A 17,542-nucleotide genomic window follows, 5' to 3' on the forward strand; every position below is an offset into this window, starting at 1 on the left:
TAACCAAAAATCAAAGATTCCTTTACGCGTCATTTTTCTTCGATCCAGTTTTCAGTGTACAAGGTAAGACCCCGCATCCAAAAAATGGATGTGGGGTCTTTGTGTTTTATATATAAACAAACAGCAAATGCAAAGAAAAAATCTCCTTGCAAAATATTGAGATGTTTTTTATACTTTCTTTGAAGTATAAACTTCTAATTTTGTATATGATTGAAGTGTATACTTCTAAAATAAAATAAGGACGTGCTTTATGTCTTTTCGCGACAGGATAAGTCGGAATTTTTCTTCTTTAACAGCATCCCAAAAAAAAGTAGCACAATATACGCTGGATCATCCATATGAATTTGCTAAGCATACCGCAGCTGAGATTGGCAATAAAGCAGGGGTTAGTGAGACAACCGTCATTCGCTTTTGTCATGCTCTCGCTTTTGAAAGCTTTATTCATATGCAGCAAACTGTTTGGGATGAAGTAATCGCTTCTAACTACACCCTTCATCTTCATCATAGTACATCAAGGATGGCAGAGGATGTACAAACAGAAGAAGGAGACCTGCTTCACGCAATCATGCGGCAGAACATAGTACAGATTGAAAAAACGTTTAACAATTTGTCTCGTTCGACTTTTGAACATGTCATTACGTTGCTTGCAGATTCTCCCCGTTTACTTGTCGTTGGTCATCGGACATCCTATAGTCCGGCCGCCTGGATGGCTTCTTCTCTTCGTTTGCTGCGCGGCAGTACCCATTTGTACCGGCCGGATACAGATGATGTAGTGCAATGGGCAACAGAGCTTAACGAAGAATGGGCTGTTCTTGCGATTTCTTTTCGGCGTTATGCCAAAGAAACAATTCAACTGGCCCAGCTTGCAAAAGAAAATGGGGCAAATGTAATCGCTGTGACCGATAGTTTGGTCGCACCAATTACGCAATATAGCGAGCATACGCTTCCGGTTGCTACGACAAAGTCGACGGTCGATTCTGTACCTGCACTTTTTTCGATTCTAAATGCTCTGCTTACAGCGTTATCTGCTGTAAAAAATGAAGAGGTTACCAACAAACTAACGCATTATGAAAAGACATATGACAGAGTGTACCGCAATGAAATGGGGGAATAGCATGACACTTGAAAAGATGATTCAAACACTGCGCCCTACTATAATGGATACATTTACGCATCTGCATGAAAATCCTGAAGTAAGCTGGAAAGAAGAGAAGACAGCGAAATTTCTTAGAACCCGTTTAGAATCACTTGGATTGCAGGTAATAACATTTTCTGATTGTACAGGTGTTGTAGGCATATGGAACCCGGATGTAAACGTACAGGCAGCAGAACAAGATGGTAAGAATCAAGGTACTTCGCTCACTGTCGCGCTTCGTGCCGATATGGATGCATTATGGCAATGCGTGGATGGGGTATGGAAAGCTAATCACTCCTGCGGTCATGACGCCCATATGACCATTGTAATCACTGCGATTGAGTTATTAAAAAAAGCAGGTTATCAACCGCCTGGAACCATTAAAGTCATTTTTCAACCGGCGGAAGAGACTGGAGAGGGCGCACGTAAAATGATCGAAAAGGGCGTCGTGCAGGACGTTGATTATCTGTATGGTCTGCATGTACGGCCCATACAGGAATTACCGGACGGTCAAGCGGCTCCAGCGATTTATAACGGAGCGTCCTTGATACTGCGCGGAGAGATTCATGGACTTTCCTCTCATGGAGCACGCCCTCATCTTGGGATCAATGCAATTGAAGTAGCTTCTTCACTTCTGCAATCACTTCAAGGTATTCATATTAATCCGATGGTTCCATCCACTGTAAAGATGACAAGCATTCGTGCCGGTGAACCGGGAAGTGCGAATGTGATTCCTGACTTTGCGGCATTCACGCTAGATGTACGAACACAATCCAATCAGGTGCTTGATGAATTATACGAAAAAATCAAGACTGTTGCCCGTTATACAGGAGAGATGACTGGAGCGCGCATTACGTTGGAGCCGGAAGGCAGGACGGCTGCCGCTGAGGTAGATCATCAAGCAAAAGCATATATGCGTCAGGCAATCCTAAATGTTCTTGGTGAAGCACATACCGCCCCTGATGTAATAACACCTGGGGGAGAGGACTTTCATTTCTATACACTTGAACATCCGCATATCAAAGCGACAATGCTTGGATTAGGATGTGGTCTTACACCAGGACTTCACCACCCGCATATGCAGTTTAATCGGGAGGCCATTGTAACTGGCGCTCAGATCATGGCACAGGCGGTTATCCATACATTTGAGGAGGGAGCGGGATAATGGAGCATCTTAGTATACGCATGCTAAAGACAGCCGAAGAAATTGGGCCGATCTTTGAATTGGAAAAGGAAGTGTGGCAGACGGATACGCCAATGCCCACTGATCAAATGATCACAGCCGTAAAGCATGGCGGAGTAGTATTAGGCGCTTTTCTTGATGAACGCCTGATTGGTTTTCAATATAGTTTTGCAGGATTTGATGGAAAGGAAGCTTATTTATGTTCACATATGCTGGGTACTCATCCTGATTATCGATATATGAAGGTGGGAGAGAAGCTGAAGTGGGCGCAGAAAGAGGCAGCGCAATCGCTCGGCTATCGCTTCATCACCTGGACATATGATCCACTGGAGACGGCAAACGGCTATCTTAATATTCATAAGCTTGGTGCTGTCTGTTCTACATATATTGAGAATTGCTATGGGGATATGGAAGACTCACTTAATCGGGGCATCGCTTCAGATCGTTTTGAAGTAAGATGGTATATCAGAAGTGAGCGAGTTGCACAACGAGCCGGTGGAGTACCTATGCAGAAGGAGAGCATCCCGCAGCAAACGTTTTACGATTGGGAAATAGACGGGAACGGGTATCCCATTCCAGCTAATACAGGTGTAAATAAGGCGCAGGTTAGCGAAGCGGATGTACTCTATCTGCCTGTCCCGGCTTATTTTCAGCAGATGAAGAAACAGAATAAACCGTTGGCCATTACGTGGCGTCATATCACGCGGGAGGCTTTCACCTATTTATTTGAACAAGGATTTACAGTAACAGACCTGATTCGAAATGATAAAGCCGTACCTGTACATTTTTATGTAGTAACCAAAAAAGAGGAGAATACATTATGAAAATCAAACAAATCATTATGCGTCATATGAAAATGCGGATGCGTCGGCCGTTTACGACCAGTGTAGGCACGGAATACGACAAAGAATTCATTATTGTTGAGGCAAAGAGTGAAGACGGGCTTATAGGCTGGGGGGAATCAGTAGCAGCCATTGACCCATTCTACAAAGAGGAAACCGTGCAGACGAATTGGCATATCCTTGAGAAATTTCTGATCCCTCTTGTATTTGCAAAGCCGATTAACCATCCAGATGAACTTAATAATGAACGGTTTTCACACATTCGGGGCAATTATATGGCGAAGGCTGCCATTGAAGAAGCCATCTGGGATCTGTATGCCAGACAGCAGAATCTTTCCCTTGCTCAAGCTCTCGGCGGAGAAAAGAAAAAAATTGAAGTCGGTATTAGTATAGGGATTGAAGAATCGGTAGAAGAGCTGATCGGCCTTGTCGACCAGTACGTAAAGGAAGGCTATAAACGGATCAAAGTCAAAATTCAGCCGGGCTGGGATGTTGAGGTGATCCGGGCTGTGCGTGAGCGTTTCCCTGATATTGCATTGATGGGGGATGCAAATTCCGCATACACGCTTGCAGATACGGCACTACTGCAACAGCTTGATGAATTCAATCTTACAATGATTGAACAGCCGCTGGCTCATGATGACATTATTGATCATGCCGAACTTCAAGCTCAGCTTAAGACACCGATCTGCCTAGATGAAAGCATCCACTCAGCAGAAGATGTACGTAAGGCCATTAAGCTTGGAAGCTGCGGCATTATTAATATCAAAATTGGTCGTGTCGGTGGATTAACTGAAGCAAAAAAAATCCATGATCTTTGCCAGAAGCATGACATGCCGGTCTGGTGCGGAGGAATGCTGGAGGCGGGGATCGGACGTGCGCATAATGTAGCCATTACTACGCTGACGAATTTTATTCTTCCGGGCGATACAGCCGCTTCCTCGCGTTATTGGGAAGAGGATATTATTACACCTGAGGTGACGGTCGAAGATGGATGGATTACGGTACCTCAGGCTCCAGGAATCGGCTATGAGCCCGACCGTGAGCGGATGGATCGGTTCACATTATATAGCCAATCATACTTTTCATAAACAGGTAAATAAGGAAGAAATGAGGAGTGTTTGCATGACGCAAGCACTCTTTTTATATTTATTTATTTCTTAACATTAAATTTACATTTGGAGGAGAAGACAAGCAAAAGCCTATAAAAAAAGGGATTCCACGGTGATAGCGAATCCAAGAAAATGCTGTGTTTTTAATGGTGTAAACAGTTTGTAAAGATAGGTTTAAGATCATGTAAAACACCTTGTAGGGCTTACTTCCCTCGATTATGATGAACAACGTAATTATTCCACATCAACAAAGAGTTAAAACAAATGTACCAAAGAACGCAGAGGGGGATTTTGGAAGTGAATGTAAAGAAGATTAGTATGATGTTGTTCACACTTGTCATGATGTTCGCACTTGCAGCTTGCGGCTCTTCTAATCAGAGTCTAAAGCCAGAAGGAAATAAGGAAGCGGCATCTGGTGGTACAGAGCAGCCGTCTGGCGGAGATGCCGGTCTTTTGAATGGTGCGGGCTCTAGCTTTGTAAACCCACTATTCTCTAAGATGTTCAGTGAGTATTCGAAAGAGCATGCAGATGTAAAGGTGAACTATCAGGCAATCGGCTCAGGTGGCGGAATTAAGCAATTAACTGCAAAGACCGTTGACTTTGCAGCTTCAGATGCCCCGATGAAAGAAGATGAGATCAAAGCGGCTGGCGGCAATGTGCTCCACATTCCCGTAACGCTTGGCGGTGTAGCAATTGCATACAATCTTGAAGGCGTAAAAGATCTGAAATTAACTCCACAGAACCTAGCTGATATCTATAGCGGCAAAATCAAAAAATGGAACGACCCACAAATTGCAGCAAACAATAAAGAAGCAAAGCTTCCTAACACAGATATCTTCCCGGTGCATCGCTCTGATAGCTCTGGTACAAGTCATATCTTTACAACGTACTTGAACAAAGCCGTACCTAACCAATGGCCGAAGGAAAAAGTAGGGAAATCCATTAAATGGGATGGCGCAGGCACAGGAGCAAAAGGGAATGAAGGCGTAGCGGGTCAAGTACAAAATACACCGGGCGCAATCGGCTACATCGAGCTTGCCTATGTAATTCAAAACAACATGTCCGCAGCGCATATGAAAAACAAAGATGGTCAATTCGTAGCACCGTCGCTTGATTCCGTAACAGCGGCCGCAAAAGGTGGATTAGCTTCTATTCCAGAAGATATGAAAATTGAATTGAATGACCAACCGGGAAAAGACAGCTATCCAATCGTTGGTACGACATGGACACTTATCCCAGAAGATTTGAAAATGGATAAGGCAAAAGCTGAAAAAATGCTAACAATGCTCCAGTGGTCAGTTACAGATGGTCAGAAATATGCTGCTGATCTGCAATATGCTCCGCTGCCGCAAGAACTGCAGGATAAGTGCGTAGCGCAACTGAAAAAAGTAAAAGTAGACGGTCAACCGATTCTGAAATAAGAAGGAAGACGGAGGGAGCGTGCAAAAAACTCTGAGGAGTTTTTTGCCGCTTTTTTCAAGAGAATGGGAGTGTAATCCTTGAAGAAAAGATACGGAGATCAATTGTTTAAAGCAATCGCATATGTTTTTGGCTGTTCGATTATCGCTATGCTCGGTCTCATGGTATGGGAGATGTTCCGTGGCTCGAGCTTTTCCTTTGCAAAATACGGCTTCAACTTCCTCTTTAGTTCAGACTGGGACCCGGTGATGGAGGAATTCGGTGCCTGGCCGTTTATCTACGGTACGATTGTTTCTTCGCTTCTGGCTCTTGCCATCGCAACGCCTATCAGCATAGGCATCGCGATTTTCCTTGTGGAGATCGCTCCGAAATGGTTTCGTGATATTGTAGGATTTCTTATTGAGCTTTTGGCTGCTATTCCTTCGATTGTATATGGTTTATGGGGCATCTTTGTCCTAGGCCCCATCATTCGCGAGTATATCGCACCGGTGTTTATTAATACGCTTGGAACATTTATTCCATTCTTTGCTGGTCCATCCTTTGGGGTGGGCATGTTCACGGCAGGTGTTATTCTAGCCATTATGATTATTCCAACGATCGCTTCTATTTCGCGTGAAGTGCTGTCCGTTGTACCTGATGCACAGCGTGAAGCGGCACTGGCTCTTGGCGCTACGAAATGGGAAATGATCCGTACAGCTGTCCTTACGTATGCTCGCTCCGGCATTCTGGGCGCGATGATTATCGGCCTAGGCCGCGCAATTGGTGAGACAATGTCTGTGACGATGGTGATTGGAAATAAACCGGAAGTTCCGGATTCTATATTTGATCCCGCCTATACGATGGCGAGTGTCATTGCGAATGAGTTTAATGAAGCCTCCTCTGATATTTACCTGTCGACATTAATCGAAATTGGATTCCTCTTGTTTGCAGTTACACTGCTGGTAAATATTATCGCGCGTGTTCTCGTATGGTCGACGTCTAGAGGCGTACAGGAGGCGAAATAAGCATGGAAAGTGTATTAGAGAGTGTAAGAAAGCAAAATGCCAATCAGTTACGCGCCAATCTGGGACGCCGTCGTGCCTTCAGCAAATTTATGGTGGGTCTTACGATTATAAGCATGCTGCTTGCTCTTACCCCATTATTTGGAATTCTTGGTTACGTGATTGTGAAAGGCCTCCCAGCCTTAAGCCTATCGTTTTTCACACAACTTCCGGCTCCTCCGGGCGAGATCGGGGGCGGAATGGCAAATGGGATACTCGGAACCTTTACACTGATCGGTATTGCCTCAGCAATTGGCGTACCGGTAGGTTTAATGGCCGGGATCTTCTTATCCGAGTATGGCCGCAATCGTTTTGGCAAGCTTGTATCGTTTTTAACAGATATTATGCTCGGCGTGCCGTCCATTGTTGTTGGTATCGTTGTATATGCCTTGGTCGTTCTTTCAATGGGTGGATTCTCCGCCTATGCTGGCGGTGTGGCGCTCGCCTTTATTATGATTCCTGCGGTAACCCGCACAACGGAAGAGATGCTGAAGCTGGTACCGAACCATATTCGTGAAGCTGGACTTGCGCTTGGTATTCCGAAATGGCGGGTGATTATGCTCATTATCCTGCCGACTGCGCTCCGCGGAATCATTACGGGTATTATGCTTGCGGTCGCCCGCGTCTCAGGAGAAACGGCTCCGCTGCTCTTTACGGCATTCGGAAATATGTATTGGAACCAATCGCTCAATGAACCGATTGCCTCGATGCCGGTACTGGTGTTCAATTACGCCATTTCCCCATATAAAGAATGGCAGGCGCAGGCATGGGCCGGAGCGTTAACGCTGATTCTAATTGTTCTTGTGTTGAATGTATCTGCGCGTCTAATTACGAGAAAGCGATAGAATATACGAGGTGGAGATCAATGATTGAGGCAAAAGGTTTGAACTTATGGTATGGAGATTTTCATGCGATTAAAGATATCAACATGTCGATTGAAAAGAATAAAGTAACGGCGTTCATCGGACCTTCCGGGTGCGGGAAGTCGACATTCCTGCGCGCCATTAATCGTATGCATGAAGTCATTGAAGGAGCCAGGGTAGAGGGTGAACTGTTGCTTGAGGGACAGAATATTTATAGCTCGGATAAGGATCCTGTTACCATTCGACAGCAGGTTGGTATGGTATTTCAGAAGCCCAACCCATTTCCGACCATGTCGATCTATGAGAATGTTGCAGCGGGACTAAGGATCAATGGTTTTAGAAATAAGAAGAAACTTGATGAAATTGTAGAGCGTTGCTTGATGCAGGCCGGTCTATGGAACGAAGTTAAAGATCGGTTAAACAAAAATGCCATGGGGTTATCCGGCGGACAGCAGCAGCGCTTGTGTATCGCCCGTACGCTGGCGGTAGAACCGGAAGTTGTATTGATGGACGAACCTACTTCAGCGCTAGATCCTATCTCCACGCAGAAAGTGGAAGAGTTACTTTTTGAATTGAAGAAGAAGTATACAATTATTATCGTCACGCATAATATGCAGCAGGCAGCACGCGTCTCCGATCACACCGCATTCTTCCTGCTTGGAGAAATGATTGAATTCGATCAGACAGAGACGATCTTTACCAATCCGCAGGATAAACGTACAGAAGACTATATTACCGGACGTTTCGGCTAGAAGAGGTGCGTTTCGGCACTGCTCAGTTCTTGTCTTTGAGTCCAACTCTTTTATTTGCTACAATAAATCTCGCTACGATGATGATGTAAGACACACTACTGCATAAAGGAGGATGACTAATGACAGAAGTGATAAAGTCTTCTGTAGGTACGATTGAGTTAGCAGTGTTTTTTGATATGGACGGTACCCTGCTCCAGACAGAGAATGTGGCGCTACCGGCCGCTGCGGATGCTTTTGAGCATTTGAAGCGGGAGGGATTGTATGAAGGAGAGGTACCGACACGCGAACAAATCCTAAATGTCTTCGGTATGACGGTGGAACAGATCTGGAATACGCTTATGCCTGGTGCTTCTGATGAAGTGAAAGAGAAGGCGAATACGCTGATGCTTGAATATGAGGTAGAGCGGCTGAAGCGTAAGGAAGGCAAGCTGTATGATCATGTAATACATGTGCTGGAGAATCTTACCCAACGAGGTATCCCGGTATTTGTCGTCAGCAATGGAGAAGAAGCATACATTGAAGCCGTAGTGGAGAACACGGGTCTTACTCATCTTTTTACTGATTTATACAGCGCAGGACGTTTTCAGACGAAGACGAAGAATGACCTTGTAGCAAAACTGCTTGCTGACTATCGTATTCAACATGCCGTTATGATCGGTGATCGCCACTCGGATGTTGAAGCAGGGAAGGTGAACGGTCTCTACACCATTGCTTGTGACTTCGGATTTGCTTCCGACGGAGAGCTGGATGAAGCGGACGAGTGTGTCACATCCTTCTCTCAAATTCTTTCGCTTGTAGATAAATATGCAAGAGACCTGAAGTGAAGTTTGCTTCAGGTTTTTTTGTTATAAACGCCAAAAAGAGGGTAGATAAGAATATAAATGAAAATTTAGGTCAAGAATAAAAAGTAGGAGCACCTTGCATTTTTACATAAGGATTATTATAATTAAAGTCAAAGAAAGTCAAAGTCAGAAGCCGGCGGGGAGGTGTGTACATGCGGAACATATCGGATATTATTGAACAGCATCTGAAGAAGATTCTTCAGCAGAGCAGCAGTGGAGCGGTAGAAATCCAGCGCAGCGAATTAGCTGATAAGTTCCAATGCGTGCCTTCACAGATTAACTATGTAATCAGCACCCGGTTTACGGTCGAGAAAGGCTATCTTGTAGAGAGCAAACGGGGCGGAGGCGGATATATTCGCATCCGTAAGGTCGAGATCATTGATCATAAGCGGTTCTATTCTATGCTTATGGAAGTGATCGGAGAGAGTATAACGTCAGCGGCCTGTGACAATATTATTGAAAGATTGCGAGAGGAAGGTATCATTTCACCTAAAGAAATGCAGATGATGAAAGCGGCGTGTGGAAAGGTCATCTCCAGCGTGCCGGTACCGATTCGCGATCAGCTCCGTGCGGACATTCTTCGAGCGATGTTAACCGCGATTTTCATTTATTAGCCATAGAATTATGTGTATTCGGGAGGGAAGTGCATATGATATGCCAAGAATGCCATCAGCGTCCGGCCACGCTGCACTTTACGAAAATCGTCAATGGTGAGAAAAACGAGTTTCACCTTTGCGAGGTGTGCGCGCAGGAGAAGGGCGACATGTTTTCTGGGGGTATGAACAACTTTTCCATTCACCATCTTTTATCAGGCCTGCTGAATCAGCAGTCGGAGCCAAGTATGAATGCGTTTAAGGTTCAGCAGGAGACTCCGCTGCGTTGTGATACGTGCGGACTAACCTATGCTCAGTTCAGCAAGAGCGGGCGTTTTGGGTGCAGCAATTGCTATAAAGCATTTGAAGAGAAGCTAGACCCTCTGTTTCGCCGCATACACGGTAATACCCATCATAGCGGGAAAGTGCCGGAGCGTTCGGGCGGTACAATCAAGCTCAAAAAAGAAGTCTCTGAGCTAAAAGATGAGATGAGAACATACATTGAGCGCGAAGAATTCGAGGAGGCGGCAAAGGTTCGGGACCGAATCCGCGAATTAGAACAGCAAATCGCAGATTTGTAGGAGGGAAAACGCATGTCTTTCCAGAAGTTTATATCAAACGCAGTAAGCGAATGGATGAATGGCGATGGGGCGGATGCCGATATTGCCATCAGCAGCCGCGTGCGGCTGGCGCGTAACCTGTGTGATCATCCGTTTCCATTGCTTGCCACCGACTCACAGCTTGAGCAGATTCTTGAACAGGTTGAGAAGGCGATGGAAGATGAAGCGTTTGCGACGAACGAGCGCTTTGAGATGATCCGGATGGATGCATTGACCAATCTTCAACGGCGTGTACTGATGGAGAAGCATTTGATCAGCCCGAATCTTCTTTCCGATTCAAGGAAGGGTGCTGTTATCTTAAGCGAAAATGAAGCCATCAGCATTATGGTTAATGAAGAAGATCATCTTCGTATCCAATGTCTGTTCTCCGGTCTACAGCTAAGAGAAGCCTGGGAGACGGCGGATCGCATTGATGATAGCTTCGAGAGGCATGTCAACTTTGCTTTTGATGAACGACGCGGGTTTCTTACCAGCTGCCCGACGAATGCAGGAACAGGTATACGCGCTTCGGTTATGCTTCACCTTCCGGGTCTTGTAATGACCCAGCAGATCAATCATATTTTATCTGCAATTAATCAGCTTGGCTTGGTGGTAAGAGGGCTTTACGGAGAGGGCAGTGAAGCTGTCGGAAATTTATTCCAGGTTTCCAATCAGGTGACACTCGGACAATCCGAGGAAGAAATTATTGAGAATCTTACAAGCGTAACCCGGCAGATTATTGAACGAGAACGTGCAGCCCGCCATAATCTATTGCAGAATCATCGCCTGCAACTAGAAAATAGAGTATGCCGCTCTTACGGTATTCTGACGAACGCACGCATCATCGAGTCCAAGGAAGCGGCTGAGCGTCTCTCTGACGTACGGCTTGGCATTGATCTTGAGATTATCAGGAGTGTGCCGCTGAGCGTGATGAACGAATTGATGGTCATGACGCAGCCAGGGTTTTTACAGCAATACGCGGGTCAGCAGTTGACCGCAGATTCCCGTGACGAACGCCGAGCACGGCTCATCCGAGAACGCTTGCAGTCAGCGATGGAATAATATCATACCCATTTTTTTAATTATACTTATGGAGGTGTTTGTTTTATGATGTTTGGTCGTTTTACGGAAAGAGCACAAAAAGTTTTGGCTCTTGCCCAGGAGGAAGCCGTTCGCTTAGGACATAAGAATATTGGTACGGAACATATCCTGCTTGGTCTGATCCGCGAAGGAGACGGCATTGCTGCAAAAGCGCTGCAGGCGTTAGGTCTCGGTTTAGATAAAATCCAGGGCGAGGTTGAATCGCTTATCGGCCGTGGCGGTGAGCAGCCAAGCAACATTAACTATACCCCAAGAGCGAAAAAAGTAATCGAACTTTCCATGGACGAAGCACGTAAATTAGGTCACACCTATGTAGGTACAGAACATATCCTGCTTGGTCTGATCCGTGAAGGAGAAGGCGTAGCAGCCCGCGTTCTGAATAACCTAGGTGTAAGCTTAAATAAAGCACGTCAGCAGGTATTGCAGCTGCTCGGCAGCAGCGAGGCCATGTCTTCGCACCAGCAAAGCTCAAGCAATGCGGCGATCAACACACCTACGCTTGACAGCCTTGCCCGTGACTTGACATCGGTTGCGCGTGACGGTGGGCTTGATCCTGTCATTGGCCGCGCCAAAGAGATCGAGCGTGTCATTCAGGTGCTCAGCCGTCGCACAAAGAACAATCCGGTACTCATCGGGGAGCCTGGTGTAGGTAAGACCGCAGTAGTGGAAGGGCTGGCTCAGCGTATTATTAATAATGAAATTCCAGAGACACTTCGCAATAAGCGCGTGATGACGCTGGATATGGGTACGGTTGTTGCTGGTACGAAATACCGCGGTGAATTCGAAGATAGACTCAAAAAAATCATGGATGAAATTCGTCAGGCGGGTAATATTATTCTCTTCATCGATGAGCTTCATACGCTGATTGGTGCAGGCGGAGCTGAAGGTGCCATCGATGCCTCCAATATCCTGAAGCCGTCGCTGGCTCGAGGTGAATTGCAGTGCATTGGTGCTACCACCCTTGATGAATACCGTAAATATATCGAGAAGGACGCAGCGCTTGAACGCCGCTTCCAACCGATTCAAGTCGATGAGCCTTCCGCGGAAGAAGCGGTTCAAATCTTATTCGGCTTGCGTGACCGTTATGAAGCGCATCACCGGGTAAACATTACGGATGAAGCGATTCAGCAGGCTGTGCAGCTATCAGACCGCTACATCTCCGACCGTTTCCTACCGGATAAAGCGATTGATTTAATTGATGAAGCTGCATCTAAAGTACGTCTTCAGTCGTATACCATTCCACCGAACTTAAAAGAGCTGGAGCAGCGGCTTGAAGAAGTGCGCAAAGAAAAAGACGCGGCTGTACAAAGTCAGGAATTTGAGAAAGCTGCTTCTATGCGTGATAAAGAGCAAAAGCTACGTGAAGAACTGGAAAAAACGAAGAACGAATGGCAGGAAAAACAAGGACAGACTGATTCTGAAGTGACACCAGAAGATATCGCATCCGTCGTAGCAAGCTGGACCGGCATCCCGGTTGTGAAGCTGAAGGAAGAAGAGACGGAGCGTCTGTTGAAGATGGAAGAGATTCTGCATAAGCGTGTAATCGGCCAGGAGGATGCGGTGAAGTCCATCTCTCGCGCTGTGCGTCGTGCTCGCGCCGGACTGAAAGATCCGAAGCGTCCGATCGGCTCCTTCATTTTCCTTGGACCGACTGGGGTAGGGAAAACCGAGCTGGCGCGTGCTCTAGCAGAAGCCTTGTTCGGTGAAGAAGATGCGATGATCCGCATCGACATGTCAGAGTACATGGAGAAACACTCTACCTCCCGTCTTGTAGGTGCACCTCCAGGGTATGTAGGGTTTGATGAAGGCGGTCAATTGACCGAAAAGGTACGCCGCAAGCCATACTCTGTGGTGCTGCTAGACGAAATTGAAAAGGCGCATCCGGAAGTATTCAACATTTTGCTTCAAGTGCTTGAAGATGGCCGTCTGACCGATTCTAAAGGCCGTACTGTTGACTTCCGCAATACTGTCATTATCATGACATCCAACGTTGGGGCGGATCTTATCAAGAAGAATACCAGCCTTGGATTTACGACACCGGACAGCTCGAAGCATTATGAAGATATGAAGGATAGAGTACTCGGCGAGTTGAAGCGCAGCTTCCGCCCTGAGTTCCTAAACCGTATCGACGAGTTGATCGTATTCCACTCTTTAGAAGAAACGCACATCGCAGAAATCGTATCATTGATGTCTGAAGAGCTGCGCAAACGCTTGAATGAACAGGAAATTGACTTTGTTCTTAGTGATGAAGCGAAGAAATTCCTTGTGAAGGAAGGATTCGATCCTGCTTTTGGTGCCCGTCCGCTGCGCCGCGCCATCCAGCGCCATATTGAAGACCGCTTATCGGAAGAACTGCTTACCGGCAGCATTACGAAAGGTGATACAGTAAAAATTGATGTGGTAGAAGGCGGATTAAAGGTCGAGAAGATGAAAGAAGGCGAAGAGTCCGTATCCAAATAACGGGCAGATCGCACGAAGCGAATATTGAACGGAAGAAGAGGCCCTCCTGGAAACCATTTGCCAAGGAGGGTCTCTTTGTATAGATATCGTATAAATAGGTTTCAGATAAGGCAGGTCTTTGGATACAATAAAAAATGTGGAATTATGCGGGGAAGCAGGAAAACGGTATAATTAACAAGAAATTATGTTGAAGAAAGAAGAGAAGATAGGCATGGCAAAATATAAATCTAAATATGTATGTCAAGAGTGCGGTTATGAGTCGCCGAAGTGGATGGGAAAATGTCCTGGCTGTAATAAGTGGAATACTATGGTCGAGGAGCTTGAAGAAAGAGCGAAGCCAGGAGATATTGCACGTCGAGGCGTAACTGCGGCATCATCGAATCATATGCTTCCTATTACTACTATTATTGGGGAAGACGAGCCGCGCCTGACGACAAACATGAGTGAGTTGAACCGTGTGCTTGGCGGAGGCGTTGTGCCTGGTTCGCTTGTTCTTGTAGGGGGAGACCCTGGTATCGGCAAATCTACACTTCTTCTACAAGCATCTCAAGAGCTGGCAAGCAGCAATCATAAAGTGTTATATATTTCAGGCGAGGAATCGGCAAAGCAGATTAAGCTGCGTGCGGAGAGACTGGGAGCGAGCAGCCAGAATTTGTACGTGCTGGCGGAGACGGACTTGTTCCTGCTCGAACAACAGATTGCACACCTCATGCCTGCGGTTGTGGTTCTTGATTCCATTCAGACCATCTTTCACCCGGATGTTACATCAGCGCCTGGCAGTGTGGCTCAGGTACGGGAATGTACAGCCCATCTTATGCGGCTTGCAAAAACAAAAGATATCGCTATTCTCATCGTTGGCCATGTAACCAAGCAGGGTGCGATTGCTGGACCGAGGCTTCTCGAGCATATGGTGGATTCTGTGCTGTATTTCGAAGGAGAGAGGCATAATACGTACCGTATTCTGCGCGCGGTAAAAAATCGCTTTGGTTCAACGAATGAAATTGGAATTTTTGAGATGGCGGAACAAGGACTAAAAGAAGTAACGAATCCATCGGAGATGTTCTTATCTGAACGTTCGCTTGGTGTGGCTGGCTCAACAGTTGTTGCGAGTATGGAAGGTACGCGTCCTGTATTGGTGGAGATGCAGGCGCTTGTGACACCAACCGGATTTGCGACACCTCGTCGCATGGCGACAGGCGTTGATCATAATCGAATCGCGATGATTATGGCAGTGCTTGAGAAACGTGTCGGACTGCTGCTGCAGAATCAAGATGCTTACGTGAATGTAGCAGGTGGCGTGCGTCTAGATGAACCGGCGATTGATCTGGCCGTGGCGGTAAGCCTGGCATCAAGCTTCCGTGATAAGGAGACACAGCCCTATGATGTAGTGATTGGAGAGGTTGGGTTGACCGGAGAGGTTCGCGGTGTCTCTCGAATCGAGCAGCGGGTGAGAGAAGCACAGAAATTAGGATTCAAACGCGTAATTATTCCCGCCAAAAATGTAGTCGGCTGGGAGCATCCAACTGGAATTGAAGTGGTTGGGGTGCAAACAGTATCAGAGGCGCTGCGGGAAGCATTGGGAGGATAATAATGGCAACGGACAACAAGCGTGAGCAGTTTATTAGTGATGTACTTCGTTTTATCTCACCCGGTACGGCATTTCGTGAAGGGTTGGAGAATGTTTTGCGGGCGAAAACAGGTGCGCTTATCGTGATCGGGAACACGCCGACGGTACAGACCATCGTTGATGGCGGTTTTTCGATCAATTGTGATCTAACTCCTGCCCATCTGTACGAATTGGCGAAAATGGACGGAGCAATTATTTTAAGTGAAGACGCCAAAAAAATACTGTATGCAAATACGCAGCTTATACCGGATTCAGCAATTCCATCTACAGAGACAGGAATTCGCCATCGGACGGCTGAGAGGGTGGCAAGGCAGACAGGACAGCTTGTTATATCCATTTCGCAGCGGCGTAATGTTATTACGCTCTATAGAGGTCCATACCGCTATTCATTAAAAGATATCGGTGTAATTCTTACAAAAGCAAATCAGGCCATCCAAACGCTTGAAAAGTATAAATCTGTGCTCGATCAAGCGCTGACCAATCTAGGTGCACTGGAATTTGAAGAGTTGGTGACATTGCATGAAGTAGCGCTTGTCGTTCAGCGAATTGAGATGGTTCTACGCATTAAATCGGAAATCATTAAATATATTAATGAACTAGGGACGGAAGGCCGCCTTATCAGTATGCAGATGGAAGAACTTGTATCGAATATTGAAGATGACGCATACCTGTTGATCAAGGACTACTGCCGCTTGGGTGAAGAAGTGGACCCGGAAGATGTGCTAGCGCAGCTGCATAAGCTATCTGCGGATGATCTGCTTGAATCTGTCAATATTCTTAAGATTTTAGGCTATACACCAAGTGCAAATCTGAATGATGAGCCAGTCTTTCCTCGTGGATATCGTATTCTTAGCAAGATTCCGCGTCTGCCGGCTTCGATCGTCGGCAATCTCATCGAGGAGTTCTCCAGCCTTCCTCAGGTTATGATGGCGACCATTGAAGAACTAGATGAAGTAGAAGGAATTGGTGAAGTTCGTGCTCGTGCGATTAAAGAAGGGTTGAAACGAATTCAGGAACAGGTATTCATTGACAGGCACATCTAGTTGAGCATACAATAAAATAATTGTTCGGACCTGCTTTATATATAAAATAGGTTACTGAACAAGGGGGGCTGTTTTGCAGTATAAGAAACAGTGCCAGGGAGGGTAAAAGGCTAGAATGATAGCGAGAATGATTCCGAATTTGTTTACCATTGGAAATCTGTTTTTGGGAATGATCGCGATGCTGTTGGCTTTTCGCGATGAACCGCTGTATTTAAGCTATGCGGCGATTATGGTCATTATCGGTATGGTATTGGATGGATTGGATGGTCGTCTGGCTCGGATGCTGAATGCACAGAGTGATTTTGGCAAGGAACTGGATTCACTTTCAGATATTGTAACATTTGGTGTGGCACCCGCTTTTATTATGTATGTTGTCCTGCTTCAAGATATGGGCTGGGCAGGTATTCTTCTGACCGGATTGTTCCCGATTTGTGGGGCCTTGCGTTTGGCTCGTTTTAACTCGGCAACAGGGGGCAATACAGGGTATTTTGTTGGTTTGCCGATTACGGCAGCAGGCGGTGTGCTCGCGACACTGGCATTGTATCATAGTGCCTTTCCGACAGTATATCTTGTCCTGAGTATGCTGGGGTTATCCTATCTTATGGTTAGTAACATTAAGTACCCTAACTTCAAAAGGGTGGGGATTCCTCGTTCGGCTTATTGGGTTACGCCGCTGATTGTGGGAATTGTAGCAGTGATGGCAGTACGCTTTCCGGCACAGTTCCCGATGATTGTGTTTATTCCGCTTGTATTCTATGCGCTATATGGTGTGAAGAAGAATATTGACCGGATGGTACGCAAGCGTCGTCATCAGAATACCGAGGAAGAGATGATAAATTCGTAGCGTAAAGACCGGGAAATAGTCCGGTCTTTTTTTGTTCTTATAAAGTTAATGAAAAATTAATTTGACATATTTATTGACATAGTTCT

The 17,542-nt window shown here is 46.1% G+C and carries 16 protein-coding genes; all 16 read left to right on the top strand.

Annotation, left to right across the window (positions count from 1 at the left end; translation table 11 throughout):
* Positions 1 to 250 precede the first annotated feature (250 nt).
* The 16 genes from AB3351_RS22700 (at position 251) to pssA (ending at position 17,456) form a co-directional block, all read left to right on the top strand.
* Entirely contained in the window at positions 251 to 1,114 is an 864-nt protein-coding gene (locus AB3351_RS22700) for a MurR/RpiR family transcriptional regulator (RefSeq protein WP_371149391.1), read from the top strand.
* 1 nt (position 1,115) lies between these two features.
* Positions 1,116 to 2,300 carry a M20 peptidase aminoacylase family protein gene (locus AB3351_RS22705; RefSeq protein ID WP_371149392.1) on the top strand — a complete coding sequence of 395 codons (1,185 nt, stop codon included), beginning with the start codon at positions 1,116 to 1,118 and terminating at the stop codon, positions 2,298 to 2,300.
* On the top strand, positions 2,300 to 3,142 hold the full coding sequence (locus AB3351_RS22710) for a GNAT family N-acetyltransferase (protein ID WP_371149393.1): 843 nt from the start codon (positions 2,300 to 2,302) through the stop codon (positions 3,140 to 3,142). Before AB3351_RS22705 ends, AB3351_RS22710 begins: the two co-directional genes overlap by 1 nt.
* Positions 3,139 to 4,251 (top strand): o-succinylbenzoate synthase, encoded by a 1,113-nt coding sequence (gene menC / locus AB3351_RS22715; protein WP_371149394.1) that lies wholly within the window; start codon positions 3,139 to 3,141, stop codon positions 4,249 to 4,251. Before AB3351_RS22710 ends, menC begins: the two co-directional genes overlap by 4 nt.
* A 318-nt stretch (positions 4,252 to 4,569) precedes the next feature.
* On the top strand, positions 4,570 to 5,694 hold the full coding sequence (pstS, locus tag AB3351_RS22720) for a phosphate ABC transporter substrate-binding protein PstS (protein WP_371149395.1): 1,125 nt from the start codon (positions 4,570 to 4,572) through the stop codon (positions 5,692 to 5,694).
* Between the two features lie 78 nt (positions 5,695 to 5,772).
* Positions 5,773 to 6,696, top strand: a complete 924-nt coding sequence (gene pstC, locus AB3351_RS22725) for a phosphate ABC transporter permease subunit PstC (RefSeq protein WP_371149396.1) — start codon at positions 5,773 to 5,775, stop codon at positions 6,694 to 6,696.
* 2 nt (positions 6,697 to 6,698) lie between these two features.
* Positions 6,699 to 7,577, top strand: a complete 879-nt coding sequence (gene pstA, locus AB3351_RS22730) for a phosphate ABC transporter permease PstA (protein ID WP_371149397.1) — start codon at positions 6,699 to 6,701, stop codon at positions 7,575 to 7,577.
* Between the two features lie 20 nt (positions 7,578 to 7,597).
* The gene (pstB, locus tag AB3351_RS22735) at positions 7,598 to 8,347 is read left to right on the top strand and encodes a phosphate ABC transporter ATP-binding protein PstB (RefSeq protein ID WP_371149398.1); all 750 of its coding nucleotides are present in this window, start codon (positions 7,598 to 7,600) and stop codon (positions 8,345 to 8,347) included.
* A gap of 119 nt (positions 8,348 to 8,466) precedes the next feature.
* Positions 8,467 to 9,171 carry an HAD family hydrolase gene (locus tag AB3351_RS22740; RefSeq protein ID WP_371149399.1) on the top strand — a complete coding sequence of 235 codons (705 nt, stop codon included), beginning with the start codon at positions 8,467 to 8,469 and terminating at the stop codon, positions 9,169 to 9,171.
* Between the two features lie 170 nt (positions 9,172 to 9,341).
* On the top strand, positions 9,342 to 9,803 hold the full coding sequence (locus AB3351_RS22745) for a CtsR family transcriptional regulator (protein ID WP_371149400.1): 462 nt from the start codon (positions 9,342 to 9,344) through the stop codon (positions 9,801 to 9,803).
* Between the two features lie 35 nt (positions 9,804 to 9,838).
* Positions 9,839 to 10,363 (top strand): UvrB/UvrC motif-containing protein, encoded by a 525-nt coding sequence (locus AB3351_RS22750; protein ID WP_371149401.1) that lies wholly within the window; start codon positions 9,839 to 9,841, stop codon positions 10,361 to 10,363.
* A 12-nt stretch (positions 10,364 to 10,375) separates the two neighbouring features.
* Entirely contained in the window at positions 10,376 to 11,443 is a 1,068-nt protein-coding gene (locus AB3351_RS22755; protein WP_371149402.1) for a protein arginine kinase, read from the top strand.
* Positions 11,444 to 11,488: 45 nt separating this feature from the next.
* Positions 11,489 to 13,942 carry an ATP-dependent protease ATP-binding subunit ClpC gene (gene clpC / locus AB3351_RS22760; RefSeq protein ID WP_371149403.1) on the top strand — a complete coding sequence of 818 codons (2,454 nt, stop codon included), beginning with the start codon at positions 11,489 to 11,491 and terminating at the stop codon, positions 13,940 to 13,942.
* 211 nt (positions 13,943 to 14,153) lie between these two features.
* Positions 14,154 to 15,530 (top strand): DNA repair protein RadA, encoded by a 1,377-nt coding sequence (gene radA / locus AB3351_RS22765; RefSeq protein ID WP_371149404.1) that lies wholly within the window; start codon positions 14,154 to 14,156, stop codon positions 15,528 to 15,530.
* A 2-nt stretch (positions 15,531 to 15,532) separates the two neighbouring features.
* Positions 15,533 to 16,612: a DNA integrity scanning diadenylate cyclase DisA gene (disA, locus tag AB3351_RS22770; protein ID WP_371149405.1), complete on the top strand. Its 1,080-nt coding sequence runs from the start codon at positions 15,533 to 15,535 to the stop codon at positions 16,610 to 16,612.
* 115 nt (positions 16,613 to 16,727) lie between these two features.
* Positions 16,728 to 17,456, top strand: a complete 729-nt coding sequence (gene pssA, locus AB3351_RS22775) for a CDP-diacylglycerol--serine O-phosphatidyltransferase (RefSeq protein WP_371149406.1) — start codon at positions 16,728 to 16,730, stop codon at positions 17,454 to 17,456.
* Positions 17,457 to 17,542: the final 86 nt, after the last annotated feature.

Origin of the sequence: Aneurinibacillus sp. REN35 (genome assembly GCF_041379945.2) — a bacterium.
In the GTDB taxonomy this organism is placed as follows: Bacteria; Bacillota; Bacilli; order Aneurinibacillales; family Aneurinibacillaceae; genus Aneurinibacillus.